Raw genomic sequence first — 14,687 nt, 5'->3', positions numbered from 1 at the left:
GCGCACGGCTTGACCTCAGGCGGCGCGGCGCGCCTGCTCCTCGGCCGCGTTGACGGCGGGAGCGGCGTCGCTGAGCTTCACGCGGCCCGCGAACCCCTGCATCAGGCTGGAGACGCCCACGTACAGGAAGCCCGCCTGGAACAGGATGATGAAGGGCAGCGACGTGTAGATGCGCGCGTCGATGGCGAACCACAGCGCCCCGGTGAAGTACGCCGCGAAGAGCAGCTCCACCACCGGCATCAGCGTCTTGCTGCCGCGGTACGCCTTCTTCACCGCGACGACCTTCTTGCCCTCGGCGCCCGTCTTCGGCGTGCGGGCGAAGCCCGACTGCTGGTTGAGCAGCGCCTCCGCCACGGCCTTGGCGTTGTTGATGGCCAGGCCGATGCCCAGGCTCATCAGGAACGGCAGGTACTTCACCCGCTCCCAGCCCTTCACGCCCCGCTCGCGCTGCGCGGCCACGTAGAAGAAGCACACACTCGCCGTGGCGGACACGAAGAAGGGCAGGTCCAGGAACAGCGTGCCGTACAGGCCGTGCTGGAAGCGCACCACCATGCTGATGGGCATCAGCACCGACAGCAGCACCATCAACAGATAAGCCATGTTGTTGGTGAGGTGGAAGAACGCCTCGCGCTTGACCACCAGCGGCAGGTCGCTCTTGAGGATGGTGGGCAGGAGCTTCTTCGCCGTCTGGATGGAGCCCTTGGCCCAGCGGTGCTGCTGGCTCTTGAAGGCGTTCATGTCCACCGGCACCTCGGCCGGGGAGATGACCTCCGGGAGGAACACGAACTGCCAGCCCTTGAGCTGGGCGCGGTAGCTCAGGTCCAGGTCCTCGGTCAGCGTGTCGTGCTGCCAGCCGCCCGCGTCCGCGATGGTGCCCCGGCGCCAGATGCCGGCGGTGCCGTTGAAGTTGAAGAAGCAGCCGGAGCGGTTGCGCGCCGTGTGCTCGATGATGAAGTGGCCGTCCAGGAAGATGCTCTGGGCCTGCGTGAGGATGGAGAACTCACGGTTGAGGTGGCCCCAGCGCACCTGCACCATGCCCACCTTCGCGTCGGAGAAGAACGGCACCGTGCGCAGCAGGAAGTCGGGGCTCGGCACGAAGTCGGCGTCGAACACGGCGACGAACTCGCCGCGCGCGGACTTCAGGCCGTTCTCCAGCGCGCCCGCCTTGAAGCCCTCGCGGTTGACGCGGTGGATGTAGACGATGTCATGGCCCTTCTGGCGGTGACGCTCCACGCACGCCCGGGCGATGCCACACGTCTCGTCCGTCGAGTCGTCGAGGACCTGGATCTCCAGGAGGTCGCGCGGGTAGTCGATGCGGCACACCGACTCCACCAGGCGCTCCACCACGTACATCTCGTTGAAGATGGGCAGCTGGATGGTGACGCGAGGCAGCTCCTTCAAGGAGCCCTTGGGCGTCGGCAGCTTGAACTTGTGCCGGTAGTACAGGAACGCCATCCGGTACCTGTGCGAGCCGTAGACCGCCAGCACGCACAGGACGCTGAAATAGACGCCCAGGAAGATGATCTCGACGGTGGTCATCGGTGACGCTCAGCCCCTCCCGCACGGCCCCCGTGGCCCGCGGTCCTTCCATACGCGGCGGCTCCGGAATCCCGTCCTCACGCCGACCGCCGCCTCCTGGGTCCGCTGAGCCCCCGCCCCGTATGTGCCCGAAAAGACAAGGGTTTGACCTTCCGGGACTGATCGCGCCGGACAATAGGGAGGCGTCAAGGACGTGTCAAATTATTCCCCGAATTTGAACGTTCCGTTCAGGTCCATCGTGACCCACCGCGTCGGAGCGGGTCACGAGGGCCTGGAGGAACGCCCTGGGGAGCCGGGCAGGAGGCCTGGGGCTGTCGGGGCGTCGCTTCAGCTGACGGCGCGGCGGGGCTCGTCGACGACGGGAGCGGGGGTGACTTCGGGGGCGTCCAGGATACCCGCCTCGTCGCGCGTCGCGAGCGCCAGGATGCGCTCGACGAGCTCCGGGAAGTCCAGGCCCGCGTGGCCGGCAATCTTGGACAGGAGGCTGGTGGGGGTGAAGCCGGGCAGCGTGTTGACCTCCAGCACCACGTCGTTGTCGGTGTCCGAGCACAGCAGGTCCACCCGCGCGTAGCCCCGGCAGCCCAGGGCGCGGTACGCGGCGAGCGCCAGCGCCTCCACGTTGGCCACCCGCGTGGCGGACAGTCGGGGCGGCAGGAAGTAGCGGGCGCCCCCCTTGTACTTGGCCTCGAAGTCGAAGCCCTCGCGCGGCGTGGCCACCTCGCAGCTGCCCAGCACCGCGTCACCGAGGATGCCCACCGTCACCTCGCGCCCGGACACGAAGCGCTCCACCAGCGCCTCGCCCCCGAAGCGGCACGCCTGCGCCACCGCCTGGGCGAGCTCCTGGGGCTCGCGCACCACGCCCAGGCCCACCGAGGAGCCGCCACAGGCGGGCTTCACCACGCAGGGGAAGCCCAGGTCCCCATGCAGCTCCAGGGCGCGCGACGCATCGTCGCGGCCCACGCGGTACCCCTGGGGCGTGGGGAGGTTGTGCAGCCGGAAGAGCTTCTTGGCGAAGGGCTTGTTCATCGCCAGCGCGGACGCCAGGACGCCCGAGCCCGTGTACGGCAGCTCCAGCAGCTCCAGCAGGCCCTGCACGCGGCCGTCCTCGCCCATGCGCCCGTGCAGCGCGATGAAGGCCACGTCCAGCTCGGCGGCCCGCAGCGCGCGGTCCAGGCCCGGCCCCGCGAATATCCGGGTGACGTGGTGGCCGCGGGACTCGAGCGCCGCCACCACGGCCTCCCCGCTCTTGAGCGAAATCTCCCGCTCCTCACCCCACCCGCCCATCAGCACTCCGACGCGCTTGCCCATGTCGATGAAACCCTCCGTGGGTTCACGACAGAGCACGGCGGATGCCAACCCCACCCCGAGGGGTGGGACACAGGCGGCCAGGCCACGCTTCCCGAGTGGAGACGCGGGGTTGCGAGGACCAGGGGGCGGCCAGGCGGGCGTGTCCGCGGGGACGCGGCGCGGCAGCCCGGCCACGGGGCGCCAGGGGCTGTAGGAACTACCGCCCCTCGCGCCCGCGACTACAAGCCGCCGTCACCGGTTCCCGCGTCCACGGGGCCGGGGCCCGGGACAGGGCCGGCGTCACCACCCGCGTCCGGGGTGCCTGAGTCGGTGCCGGCATCCGTGGTGCCCGCGTCGGTGCCACCATCGGAGGGCCGAGGGGTGTCGTCCGCGGTGCAACTGCCGTCCTTGCAGACGTAGTTCTCCAGGCACTGGTTGCGGTCATCGCAGGGCTGACCCTCCTCGTCGAAGTCGACCAGGAGGCTGCACGCGGACAGGCCCAGGGAGAGGGCCGCCATGGGGATGAGCAAACGAAGGGGACGTCGCATGGCTAGTAATTCCGGAGATCGTCTTCGTCGATGGACGGCCGCTTCTTCTTCTCTTCTTCCTCGCGCTTGCGCTTCTCCTCTTCGTCGCGCTTGCGCTTGGCCTCCGCATCGGCCTCCTCCTGCTTGCGGCGCTCCTCCAGCTCACGGCGCTGGCGCTCGACCTCCTCGCGGCGCTTCTTGAGCTCCTCCTCGCGCTGGGCGGCGTCCTCGTCGCGCGAGCGCTTCGTGTCGCGCGCGGGGGGCGGCGCCGGAGCCGGCTCGGTGGCCTGGGGCGCGGGCGTCGTCTTGGCCGGCGCGGGCGTCGTCGTCTTCGACGGGGGCGGAGGCATGGGGAGCGGCTCGCTCACGGGCCGGGTGCCCTTGGGCGGAGGCGGCATGTCCAGGGACTCGCTCTTGGAGGGCGCGGCCTTGGACGGCGGAGGCGTGGCGCGCGAACGGGAGGGCGTGGCCGCGGCCTTGGAGGAGGAGGAGGAGGACGAAGAGCTGCTTCCACCACCGGCGAAGGCGAAGTAGCTGCCCAGACCCGCGGAGACCAGACCCGTCACCAGGCCGATGTCGGCCACCAGGGCGTACGTCTTGCCCGTGTCCTTGAAGTCCTTGGCGCGGGGGCTCGTCTGGGGCGCGCGGCGGAAGTCATCCTCCTTCGAGGAGGCCTCCATGCCGAAGTAGATGCCGCCCGCCAGCAGCGCGACACCCGTGGCCATCAGCACGTAGCCCATCGTCTTGCGGTTGCTGCTGCCGCCGCTCGAGAAGTGCGTCACCGGCTTGTTGCCCGCGAGCCTCGCCGTGTCCGCGCCCACCAGCGAGGACAGGAACGTGTCGGAGCCCGTCGCCATGGCCTCGCCCACGGGCACCGATCCCACGGCGTAGCCCAGGTTGTGGCCGTCCGTGACGTCCAGCCGCAGGCCCGTCACCCGCACGGGCGCGGTGCCCGTGCCGCCCTGGACCAGCAGCGCCAGCACCTGGGACACACCGGCCAGCGCGCCCAGTTCGCGCAGGGCCATGTCCCGCTCGACACCGTCGGGCTTGCGCACGACGCGCTCGGTGATGGCCTGCAACGCGCGCTGCGAAGCCGAGGGCCGCAGCGTGAGCGACGTCTCCCCTTCGCGGGCGCGGCGCTGCTCGAGCTCGTAGCCCGGCGCCATCACCGTCACGAAGTGGTCCGCCGCCGTCAGGCCCTGGAGCGACACGGGCGACACGCCCCGGAACTGTCCGTCCACGTACACCTGCGCGGGCACGGGCTCGGTGCGCACCGTCAGCGCGACGGTGGAGCCAGCGAGCGCCGCCTTGCGCTCCTTGTCCACGAAGGCCATCTCGTCGGGCGGGAAGAAGTTGGACGAGAACTGCGCCCGCGGGTCCACCGCGAGCACCGCGCGAATCTCCAGCTGCGCGGCGGCGTTCTCGCCGTTGGCCACCTGCGAGGCCGCCTTCATCACCCGGGCGCGGACGAAGTCGCCGAAGCCGCGCGACAGGTCTCCCGCCTCGAACGCCTTGGCGGCCACGTCGAAGCGCTCGAGCGCCTTCTGTGTGTCCAGCTCGTCGTACGCCGCCTGGCCGTCCTTCATGGCCTGGGTGCCCTCGGCGGCCTTCGCCTCGCGCTCGGCCCTGCCCTGCGCGTCCAGCGCCTCCGACAGACGCACCAGCTCCAGCCGGCCCGAGCGCGCCACGGACTGCTCGGCCCAGTACGCCAGCCGCGCCGCCTCCGTGCGCGCCGTGGCATCGAGCGGGATGGCCACCACCGTCACCGAGGACGGAGAGGCGGAGGGGACTGCTCGGGGCGTCAGCCTGAGGGGGAGGCTCGACTGCGCGGCGGCGGGGCCCACGGCCAGCATGCCCACCAACCACCCGCTGAGGGCCGCGTGCATCGCGCGATTGCTCGAAGGTCGCATCACTCGTTCACCTTTGTCCGCCCGCCATCAAACGGAGGTCGCGGCGAAAAGCAAGGGGGAAGCAGTGTCTTCAGCGACCCTCGGCGCGCGCCGGAGGCCGTCCACCAGGGGCCGCAAGCCCGTTGAGGTACTCGAGCGCGACCTTCAGCGGCGGGTCCTTCAGCGGCGCGGCGACGTCCCAGGGCACCAGGTTCTCCGGAGGGCCCTTGAGCGTGGACGCCTGGGACGAGGCCTCCTCCGAGCCCTCCGCGCGGAAGTGACGCTGCAGGTCCTTCTCGCGTGGCGCCTCGCGCCCGGGCTTTCCACCCGCCTCGTCCGGGACGACGTAGTCGGGGGTGATGCCGCGCTCCTGGATGCTGCGGCCCTTGGGTGTGTAGTAGCGGGCAATCGTCAGCTTCAGGCCGGAGCCGTCCTCCAGCTCGATGACCGTCTGCACGCTGCCCTTGCCGAACGTCGGCGTGCCGATGAGCGTGGCGCGGCCATGGTCCTGGAGCGCGCCGGCGACGATTTCCGACGCGGACGCGCTGCCCGCGTTGACCAGCACGACGACGGGGTAGTTCTTCTCCGTGTCGCGGTCCTTGCTGCGCTCCTCGGTGGAGTTGCGCCCGTCGCGCCCCCGGGTGGAGACGATGGGCAGGTTGCCCGGCAGGAAGCGGTCGCTCACCGCCACCGCCTGGTCCAACAGGCCCCCGGGGTTGTTGCGCAGGTCCAGCACCAGCCCGCGCAGCTCCTTGCCGCCGTTGAGGCCGCGCAGCCGGTCCAGCTCCTTGCGCAGGTACTGGTCCGTGCGCTCCTGGAAGTTCTTCACCTTGACGTGGCCGATGCCTCCGTAGAGCGCGCCCTCCACCGACACGATGCGGATGTGGTCCCGGATGATGGCGATTTCGCGCGGCGCGGTGAAACCCTGGCGCTGGATGGTGAGCAGGACGCGGCCACCGGCGGGCCCGCGCATCTTCTGCATGGCGCGGCCCACGTCCATGCCCCGCGTGCTCTCACCGTCGATGCCCACCAGCTCGTCGCCCGCCTTGAGGCCCGCGCGCGCCGCCGGCGTGTCGTCGATGGGCGCCACGACGATGATGCGGTCGTTCTTGCGCGCGATTTCGATGCCCAGTCCGCCCCACTCGCCCGAGGTGTCGATCTTCATCTCCCGGAACACGTCGGGCGGCATGAAGACGGTGTGCGGGTCCAGCGTGTCGAGCATCCCCTGGATGGCGCCGTAGACCAGCCGCTCGCGGTCGGGCGGCTCCACGTAGTTGTTCTCCACGTAGGAGAGCACGCGCGCGAAGGTCTCCAGCTGGCGATAGGTGGCGTCGTCCTTCTCCGCCCGCTCCGCCTTCCCCGGAGGTCTGCTCCCGCCCGCGTCCTTCTTCTCCTGTGCGGCCGAGGGCCCGGACACGAGGAGGAGCGCGGCGAGCGCCGCGCGCCATGGCTGGGAGAGACGCGTCACGACGGTACGTCCTTTCGCGGAAGACAGCTCGAAGGGCGTCCCAGTCTATACCCGGCCCTCAGAGGCCCGACGCATCCGCGAAGCGCACCAGGTGCGACACCAGCTCGTCCGGACGCTCCATCTGCGGCACGTGGCCGAAGCCCTGCACCACCTTCACCTGCGCGTGGGCCGGCAGGTGGGAGCGGAACCAGTCCAGCGAGCGCGAGGGCAACAGCCGCTCGCTGCCGCCCCACAGGAACAGCACCGGCATGGACAGCTTGCCCACCGCCTCCGGCGAGAGGCTCAGCCGCGACTCGAGCGCCTCGGCGGTGAGGGCCTTCACCGTGGGCGTGTCGTAGAAGCGCCGCAGCTCGGTGGCCAGGAGCAGCGCCGGCAGCGGGGCCTGATGGAACAGGCGCCGGGTGAAGGCGCGGGCCTCGGCGGGCGTGCCCACCTTGAACGCGTTGAGCAGCGCGGTGCTCTCCTCCAGCGGCAGCTCCGCGCCCGCCGGGGCCACCAGCGCCAGCGCGCGCACCCACTGGGGAGACTCGGCCGCCAGGTTCACCGACATGGCGCCGCCCAGCGAGTTGCCCACCACGTACGAGGGCGCCTTCACCTCCTGCTCGACGAAGGCGCGCAGCACCTCGAACTGGTTGCGCACGCACACCTGGCCGCCGCAGTACTGCACGGAGAAGCCATGGCCCGGCAGGTCCGGCGCCACCACGCGCGAGAAGCGCTTCGACAGGCCGAAGAACGTGCGCCCGAAGCCGTTCGCCGAGCCGCCCAGCCCGTGCACCAGCACCACCGGCGGCCCCTTCCCCTGCCCCTTCAGCGAGTAGAAGTGCACCGACTGTCCACCGACGTCGACTGTCGAGGACTGGACACCCCGGGCCACCAGCACCCGTCGCACCGCCTTCTGCATTCCGCCCATGAGGTCCATGCGCCTGCTCGCTCCTCTCGTGCCGAAATCCCTTCACCCAGGATAACAAGCCCGCCTCAAGCGTGCCGCAATGCGTCAGGGCGTCGGGGCCAGCCAGGGTGCGGGGTCGACGGCCTGCCCGGCCTTGCGGACCTCGAAGTAGAGGTACGAGCCCTTGAGCGAGCCGGTGTCCCCCACCTCGCCCACCGGCTCACCGGCGACGACGGGGGCGCCCACCTCCGGGGTGACCGACGACAGGTGGGCCATGAGGGTGTGGTAGCCGTCCCCGTGGTCGAGGATGAGCAGGTTGCCGTAGCCGCGCAGCGAGCCGGCATAGACGACGGTGCCATCGGCCACGGCGATGACGGGCGTGCCGGAGGCGGCACGGATGTCGAGCCCCTTCTGCACGGTGACGGTGTTGAAGCGCGGGTTGACGACCTTGCCGAAGCCCACCTCGACGATGCCTCGCGTGGGCGAGGGCAGCTTGCCCTTGAGCGCGCCGAAGCCGTGCGTGGCGGGCGCCTCCTTCAGCTCGCGCACCACCTGGGAGAGCTCCGCGTCCGCCTGCTCCAGCTCCTTCACCGCGCGGCGCGCCAGCTCCGCCTCACCCGCGAGCGAGCCCACCACCTCCTCGAGCGCCTCGTGCTGCGCGCGCGCCAGCCGCTCCTGCTCCTGGAGGAAGGCCACGCGCGCGGCGAGCGAGGTCTGCAGCCGCTTGAGCTCCAGCGTGGACTGGCGCTGCAGGTGAGCCACGCGCTGCACGCCGCGCAGCAGGTCCAGGTCTCCGGCCATGCTCGCCTCCAACGCGCGGGCGCGCCACACCAGCGCGGAGAAGTCCTCGGCGGACAGCAGCACCTCCAGCGGGCGGCGGCGCATGACGCGGTAGAGGGTGCGCAGCCGCGGGGACAGCCGGCGCAGTTGCACGCGCAGGGCCTCGCGCAGCAGCACCTCTTCACGCTCAGCCAGGATGACGCGCTTGCGGAACACGGCCAGGTCCGCCTCCAGCGCGCGCACGCGGCGCCGCGAGAAGGCGACCATCTCCTCCATCAGCTCCAGGCCCTCGAGCACGGTGAGCTTCTTGGCCTCCACCAGCGCCAGCGTCGCGCGCTGCGCGGCCAGCCTCTCGCGCAGCGCGGACTGCTCCGCCTCCTCCAGCTTCTGTGCGCGCGCGGGGAGGCCGAGGAGCGCCAGGCCGAGCGCGAGGACGAGGACGCGGCTCATACGCGCAGGAAGCGGCCCACCGCCACGAAGCTGCCGCCCAGCCCCAGGCCACAGCCCGCGCCCACCAGCTCCAGCACCAGGCGCGGCTCCACCCACGGCGCCGCCACGCCCGGCCCCAGGAGGAAGGCGAACAGCGAGCCCAGCGTGGGCCCCACCAGCTTGCCGAAGGCCCACAGCCCCAACAGCGCCACGCCCGCGCCGAGCAGCCCCTGCAGCAGCCCCTCCAGCAGGAAGGGCGCCTTGACGAAGCGGTCCGTGGCGCCGACCAGCTTCTGGATTTCAATCTCCTCGCGCCGCGAATAGATGGCGAGCTGGAGCGTGGCCGCGACGATGACGACGGTGGCGCCCAGCACCACCACGAAGGCCACCATCGCCCCGAAGCTCAGCGCGCGAGCAATCGCCGTGAGCCGCTCCACGGCCTGCTCACCGTAGTCCACGCCGGACACGCCGGGCAGCTGTCGCAGCTCCTTCGCCAGGGCCTGGAGCGCCTCGGGCGTGCGCTGCGCGGGCGGCACACGCAGCTCCAGCGCCGCGGGCAGCGGGTTCTCCGGCAGCTCCGACAAGGCCTCGCCCAAATCACCCAGCTCGGTGCGCAGCCTCGCCAGCGCCGCGTCCGGCGGCACCAGCGTCACCTGCCCCTGGCTGAGCGCCTCCACGCGGGCGCGCACGCCGTGCGCCTCGTCCTGGCCCAGCTCCGGCGCCAGGTACACCGTCACCTCCACCTCGCCGCCCAGGGACGCCAGGAGGTTGTCGAGCACCCGGGCGCCGCCGCGCGCCAGCCCCGCGGAGAACAGGGCAATCGCGATGGTCGTCACGGCGATGAAGTGCACGAAGGGCGAGTGCTTGAGCCCCACCGCCGCCGAGCGCCAGAAGTACCGCGTCTTCGCCAGCGCGCTCATACCACCATCCGCCGCGCCGCCTTGACGCCGTCCTCGTCGGAGACAATCTGCCCGCGCTCCAGGCGCACGGTGCGCTTCTGGTAGCGCGCGAGCAGCGTGGCGTCGTGCGTGGCCACCACCACCGTGGTGCCCCGGATGTTCACCTGCGTGAGCAGGTCCATGATTTCGACGGTGAGCGCCGGGTCCAGGTTGCCGGTGGGCTCGTCCGCCAGGAGGATGGTCGGATCGTTCACGAGCGCGCGCGCGATGACCACGCGCTGCTGCTCTCCACCCGACAGGCGCAGGGGGAACGAGTCCGCCTTGTGCTCCAGCCCCACCAGCTTGAGCATCCGCCGCACCTTGTCGCGCGCCTGCGCGCGCGGCACGCCCAGCACGTCCAGCGTGAAGGACACGTTGTCCTCCACGGTGCGGTGCGGCAGCAGCTTGAAGTCCTGGAACACCACGCCGATGTTGCGGCGCAGGTAGGGGACGGCGGACTCGCGGATGCGGGCGATGTTGCGGCCGCCCACCAGAATCTGCCCCTTGGTGGCCTTCTCCGCGCAGAAGATGAGCTTGAGCAGCGTCGTCTTGCCCGCGCCCGAGGGGCCCGTGAGGAAGAGGAACTCGCCCTTCTCCACGCTGAGGTTGATGTCCGAGAGCACCGGCGGATCGCCGGGATACGCCTTGTAGACGTGGAAGAATTGAATCATGGCGCGGCGCGGGAGGACGCCAACCTACCACGGCCGGGCGCGGGCGACCCACGCACGCCCGGCGGGAGGACCGGCTTTCCCCTCCCACCCCCGGCACCACCTGTGCGACGGTCCCACGCCATATGGGTGAGCAGGCCGCGCGCGGCGCGACGACGGGACAGTGGGTGGGACGTGTCGCGGGCCCCCTGGCCGCTGGCCTCATCTACGGGGTTCCCTCCGGTCTGCACACCCTGCCCGGCCTGGACCACCGCCCCGCCGCCGCCGCCGCCGTGGCCGCGTGGATGGCCCTCTGGTGGTTCACCGAGGCCGTCCCCATGGCCTGGACGGCCGTGCTCCCGGTCGTGCTCTTCCCGGTGCTCGGCGTGTTCGACACGGACAGCGTCGCGGTGGCCGCGGGCCGCTCCGTGCTGCCCTTCCTGGACCCGTACATCTTCCTCTTCATGGGCGGCATGGCGCTGGGCGCCGGCATGGAGCAGTGGGGCCTGCACCGCAGAATCGCCCTGCTCATCATGCGCGCGGTGGGCACCGGCCCCCAGCGGCTCTTGTTCGGCATGCTCGCGGCCACCGCCGCCGTGTCGCTCTGGATTTCCAACACCGCCACCGCGGTGATGATGGTGCCCATCGGCATGGCGCTGCTCGCCCAGCTGCGCGCGTCGGAGGGCCGCCCGCTGGAGCACTTCGGCGCGGCGCTGATGCTCGCGGTGGCCTACGGCTCCAACCTCGGCGGCATCGGCACCAAGATTGGCAGCCCCACCAACTCCGTCTTCGCCGGCGTGGTGTCGCGGCGGCTGGGCACGGACGTGGGCTTCATCGAGTACATGGTCGCCGCCCTCCCCTTCGTCCTCCTCTTCCTGCCCGTGGCGTGGGCGGTGTTGTGGAGATGGGCCCGGCAGGACCGGATGGGCCCGGGCCAGGGCGGAGACGTCATCGCCCGGGAGCTCGAGCAGCTGGGCCCCATGTCCCGCGGGGAGCGCACCGTGGGCGTCGTCTTCCTCGTGGCCGCGGTGCTGTGGGTTTTCGGCGACCCGCTGCGCGCGCTGCTCGCGCCAGGGGTGGCCCGCGCCTTCGACGGCTTCAAGCTGGGCGGCAAGCACTACGAGGCCGCGGTGGCCATCGTGGGCGCCGTGACGCTGCTGGTGCTGGGACGGCTGTCGGTGGCCGCGCTGCGGCGGGTGCCCTGGGACACGCTGCTGCTGCTCGGCGGAGGCTTCGCGCTGGCGGCGGGCATCGAGGCCAGCGGGCTCGCCTCCTGGATGACCTCGCGCCTGTCGGAACTGGAGTCACTGCCGGGGCTGGTCCAGTACGGCACCGTGGCCAGCGCCACCATCCTGCTGTCGGCCATCGCCTCCAACACGGCCACGACGAACGTCATGCTGAACGTGCTGCCCGCCTCGCGGCCCTTGTTGGCGGTGAGCACCTTCGCGGCCTCGTGCGACTTCGCCCTGCCCGCGGGCACGCCGCCCAACGCCATCGTCTTCGGCAGCGGCGTGGTGCGCCTGCCGGTGATGATGCGCACGGGCATCCTGCTGGACGTCCTCGCCGCGCTGCTGCTCACGGTCTACGGCGCCACCTGGGTCCGGTGGGTGCTGCCCTAGCGAAGCGGGAGGAGGTGTCGACTGGAGGACAGTCGACGCGCCCGGGGCCACGAGGCCACCGGGGCGACGAACGGCGGGGGGCTACTGCTCGCCCTCTCCCGCCAGGTAGCTGAGGATGACCTCGTCGAGGCTCTTCTCGGAGATGAGGTCCTCGCCGAAGAGGGTCTCCACGCCGACCTCGTTGATCTTCGGCTTCTCCTTGAGGGCCCGAGCGGCGGCGACCTCCGGAGGCAACACGGGCGCGACAGGCGCGACGGGCACCACCACCGGCTTGGGGGCCATCGGCTGGCCGGTCTGCAGCTTCGCCTGGGCCTGGTCGGCCTCGGAGGCGAGCTGACCGGGCTGGTACGACCGGACGGCGGACTCGTAGTTGTCGTACACGCCGTTGATGAGGTTTCGCAGCATCTCCTTGTGCTGCTCCTCCATCAACTCGCGGACGACCTCCGCCAGGCTCTCCGCGTTGAGGATGTCCGAGTAGGACGTCTTCTTCGACGCGAGGATGTTCCCGCCCACGAACAGGTGGGTGATGATGTGGGGATTGTTGACGCCCGAGTCCTCGGTCTGGACGTGGTAGACCTTCCCCTTGTGCTTGATGTTGTGGTTGAAGCCGGTGACGGCCTTCTCGAAGGTTTTCGTCATTGCCGAGTGGGCGGACCGTACCAGCCGCTTCCCCACGTCGCAAGGTAAGCCTCGCCCCCGCATGTCCGTCCCGCGCGCCTGCCCGCCGGGCATGACGCAAAAGCTGCGGCGGGAGCCCGCCTGCCTTGCGACCCGGCCTTCGAGTGCGCCCGAGACTCCGGTCCGTTGAAAAGCCAAAAGCGGCTGGGGTACGTACAGGCTATGGGTGTGGTGCTCCACGACACCCCCGGCCCAGGGACGCCACGGATGAAGAAGACGAACGAGATCAAGAACAAGGTCCGCCTGCAGGACGCCCAGGTCCTGGCCGAGGGCTACTCCCCCGCCATCCGCGCCATGGAGATTGGCGCCATCGTCAGCTTCGTGGCGCTGGAGCTCCTCCTGGTCTACCGGCTCTACAACAACCCGCACGGTGGACCGTGGCTCCTGCTCGGCGCGGTGCTGCTGGGCTACCTGGCCGCGGACTTCGTCTCCGGCTTCGTGCACTGGATGGGGGACACGTGGGGCTCCACGGAGATGCCCATCCTCGGCAAGGCGCTCATCCGCCCCTTCCGCGAGCACCACGTCGACGAGAAGGCCATCACCCGCCACGACTTCGTGGAGACCAACGGCAACAACTGCCTCATCTCGCTGCCGGTGGCCGTGGCCGCGGTGAGCATGCCGCTGTCCAGCTCCGGCTGGGTGTTCGTGTCCAGCTTCCTGGGCGCGATGATCTTCTGGGTGATGGCGACCAACCAGTTCCACAAGTGGTCGCACATGGACGCGCCGCCGGCCCTCATCGGCTTCCTGCAGCGCATCCACCTCATCCTGCCGCCGGCCCACCACCAGATCCACCACACGGCGCCCTTCAACAAGTACTACTGCATCACCGTGGGCTGGCTGAACTGGCCGCTCAACCTGGTGTCCTTCTTCCCGCTGATGGAGCGGCTCATCACCCGCGTCACCGGGCTGGTGCCGCGCGAGGACGACATCGGCGACGAGGCCGCCCGCGCGCTCGTGGAGGCCGAGGGCGCCGCCGAGCCCCCCGTCGTCCAGGCCGCCAAGGAGCTGCTCACCAAGGCCACCACGACGGAGGAGGCCGCGCCCGCCACCGTCACCACCCGACCCTCCGCCTGAGCACGCTGGGCCCGGAGCCGGGCCCACGCCGTCAGAACTTCAGGTCCACCTGCTCGGCGTGGGTGATGGGGCGGCCCAAGAAGCGCGCCCCCACCTCCATGAAGCGCTCGGGCACGTCGGTGACGAAGTAGTCGTGAGAAGGCGGCTTCTCCCCCGTCGCGGGCGCCAGCAGCCCCTTCTGCTCCAGCAGCGCCGCGACGGCCTGTGCGGTGGCCTCCGCCGAGTCCACCAGCGCGACGTCCGGGCCCACCACCTCCGCGATGACGCCCTTGAGCAGCGGATAGTGCGTGCAGCCCAGCACCAGCGTGTCCACGCCGTCCCGGGCGAAGTCCCCCAGGTACTCGCGCGCCGTCAGCAGCGGCACGTCCCCAGTGGTCCACCCCTCCTCCGCCAGCGGCACGAAGAGCGGACAGGCGCGGGCCTTCACCCGCACCCGCGGCCCACCGGCCTCCAGGGCCCGCTGGTAGGCGCCGGAGCGGATGGTGCCCGGCGTGCCGATGACGCCCACCCCACCGCCCCGCGTGCGCGCCAGGGCCGTGGAGGCGCCCGGCTGGATGACGCCCACCACCGGCACCGGCAGCGAGGCCTCCAGCGCGGGCAGCGCGGCGGCGGAGGCCGTGTTGCAGGCCACCACCAGCAGCTTGATGCCGCGCTCCAGCAGGAACTCCGCGTTCTTCAGCGAGTAGCGCGTCACCACCTCGCCGGACTTGGTGCCGTAGGGCACGCGCGCGGTGTCGCCCAGGTACACCGTGCTCTCGTGGGGGAGGCGGGCCATCAGGGCCTTGAGGACCGTGAGCCCGCCGATGCCGGAGTCGAATACGCCGATGGGATTGTGGCTGCCTTGCCGCATGTCCCGTGTCCCTATCACGTTTGATGCCAGCGACAGGGCCCACCCCCGCAAGCACGAAGGGCCGAGGCACCTG

Annotated in this window: 13 protein-coding genes; 2 read left to right on the top strand and 11 right to left on the bottom strand. The window is 70.9% G+C overall.

The window, feature by feature from the left end; all coding sequences use genetic code 11:
- Positions 1-15 precede the first annotated feature (15 nt).
- The 9 genes from OWM54_RS31170 to ftsE all read right to left on the bottom strand — a co-directional run bounded on the left by OWM54_RS31170 (position 16) and on the right by ftsE (position 10,417).
- Positions 16-1,539, bottom strand: a complete 1,524-nt coding sequence (locus tag OWM54_RS31170; protein ID WP_223748161.1) for a cellulose synthase family protein — start codon at positions 1,537-1,539, stop codon at positions 16-18.
- A gap of 327 nt (positions 1,540-1,866) precedes the next feature.
- Entirely contained in the window at positions 1,867-2,847 is a 981-nt protein-coding gene (locus OWM54_RS31165; protein WP_267699834.1) for a D-alanine--D-alanine ligase, read from the bottom strand.
- 218 nt (positions 2,848-3,065) lie between these two features.
- Positions 3,066-3,374, bottom strand: a complete 309-nt coding sequence (locus tag OWM54_RS31160) for a hypothetical protein (protein ID WP_223748159.1) — start codon at positions 3,372-3,374, stop codon at positions 3,066-3,068.
- 2 nt (positions 3,375-3,376) lie between these two features.
- A complete protein-coding gene (locus OWM54_RS31155; RefSeq protein ID WP_267699833.1) occupies positions 3,377-5,263 on the bottom strand; it encodes a PEGA domain-containing protein in 1,887 nt (628 codons plus the stop codon).
- Between the two features lie 70 nt (positions 5,264-5,333).
- Positions 5,334-6,710 (bottom strand): S41 family peptidase, encoded by a 1,377-nt coding sequence (locus tag OWM54_RS31150; RefSeq protein ID WP_267699832.1) that lies wholly within the window; start codon positions 6,708-6,710, stop codon positions 5,334-5,336.
- A gap of 58 nt (positions 6,711-6,768) precedes the next feature.
- A complete protein-coding gene (locus OWM54_RS31145) occupies positions 6,769-7,629 on the bottom strand; it encodes an alpha/beta fold hydrolase (RefSeq protein WP_267699830.1) in 861 nt (286 codons plus the stop codon).
- 75 nt (positions 7,630-7,704) lie between these two features.
- A complete protein-coding gene (locus tag OWM54_RS31140) occupies positions 7,705-8,829 on the bottom strand; it encodes a murein hydrolase activator EnvC family protein (RefSeq protein WP_267699829.1) in 1,125 nt (374 codons plus the stop codon).
- Positions 8,826-9,728, bottom strand: coding sequence for a cell division protein FtsX (locus OWM54_RS31135; RefSeq protein ID WP_223748154.1), 903 nt, complete (start codon positions 9,726-9,728; stop codon positions 8,826-8,828). The genes OWM54_RS31140 and OWM54_RS31135 overlap by 4 nt, the downstream gene beginning before the upstream one ends.
- The gene (ftsE, locus tag OWM54_RS31130; RefSeq protein ID WP_223748153.1) at positions 9,725-10,417 is read right to left on the bottom strand and encodes a cell division ATP-binding protein FtsE; all 693 of its coding nucleotides are present in this window, start codon (positions 10,415-10,417) and stop codon (positions 9,725-9,727) included. Before ftsE ends, OWM54_RS31135 begins: the two co-directional genes overlap by 4 nt.
- Positions 10,418-10,539: 122 nt before the next feature.
- Between ftsE and OWM54_RS31125 the strand changes: the two genes are divergently transcribed.
- On the top strand, positions 10,540-12,012 hold the full coding sequence (locus OWM54_RS31125; protein ID WP_267699828.1) for an SLC13 family permease: 1,473 nt from the start codon (positions 10,540-10,542) through the stop codon (positions 12,010-12,012).
- Positions 12,013-12,093: 81 nt separating this feature from the next.
- On the opposite strand, the gene OWM54_RS31120 is transcribed toward OWM54_RS31125, so the two are convergent.
- On the bottom strand, positions 12,094-12,651 hold the full coding sequence (locus OWM54_RS31120; protein ID WP_046715624.1) for a hypothetical protein: 558 nt from the start codon (positions 12,649-12,651) through the stop codon (positions 12,094-12,096).
- 246 nt (positions 12,652-12,897) lie between these two features.
- On the opposite strand from OWM54_RS31120, the gene carF reads away from it, so the two are divergent.
- Entirely contained in the window at positions 12,898-13,764 is an 867-nt protein-coding gene (gene carF / locus OWM54_RS31115; protein WP_141323756.1) for a plasmanylethanolamine desaturase, read from the top strand.
- A 31-nt stretch (positions 13,765-13,795) separates the two neighbouring features.
- On the opposite strand, the gene murI is transcribed toward carF, so the two are convergent.
- Positions 13,796-14,614 carry a glutamate racemase gene (gene murI / locus OWM54_RS31110; protein WP_223748151.1) on the bottom strand — a complete coding sequence of 273 codons (819 nt, stop codon included), beginning with the start codon at positions 14,612-14,614 and terminating at the stop codon, positions 13,796-13,798.
- Between the last annotated feature and the right edge of the window lie 73 nt (positions 14,615-14,687).

Source organism: Myxococcus sp. MISCRS1 (genome assembly GCF_026626605.1).
Classification (GTDB): Bacteria; Myxococcota; Myxococcia; order Myxococcales; family Myxococcaceae; genus Myxococcus; species Myxococcus fulvus.
Note: the sequence above shows the minus strand (reverse complement) of the source record. Positions and strands in the feature narration are given on the sequence as shown.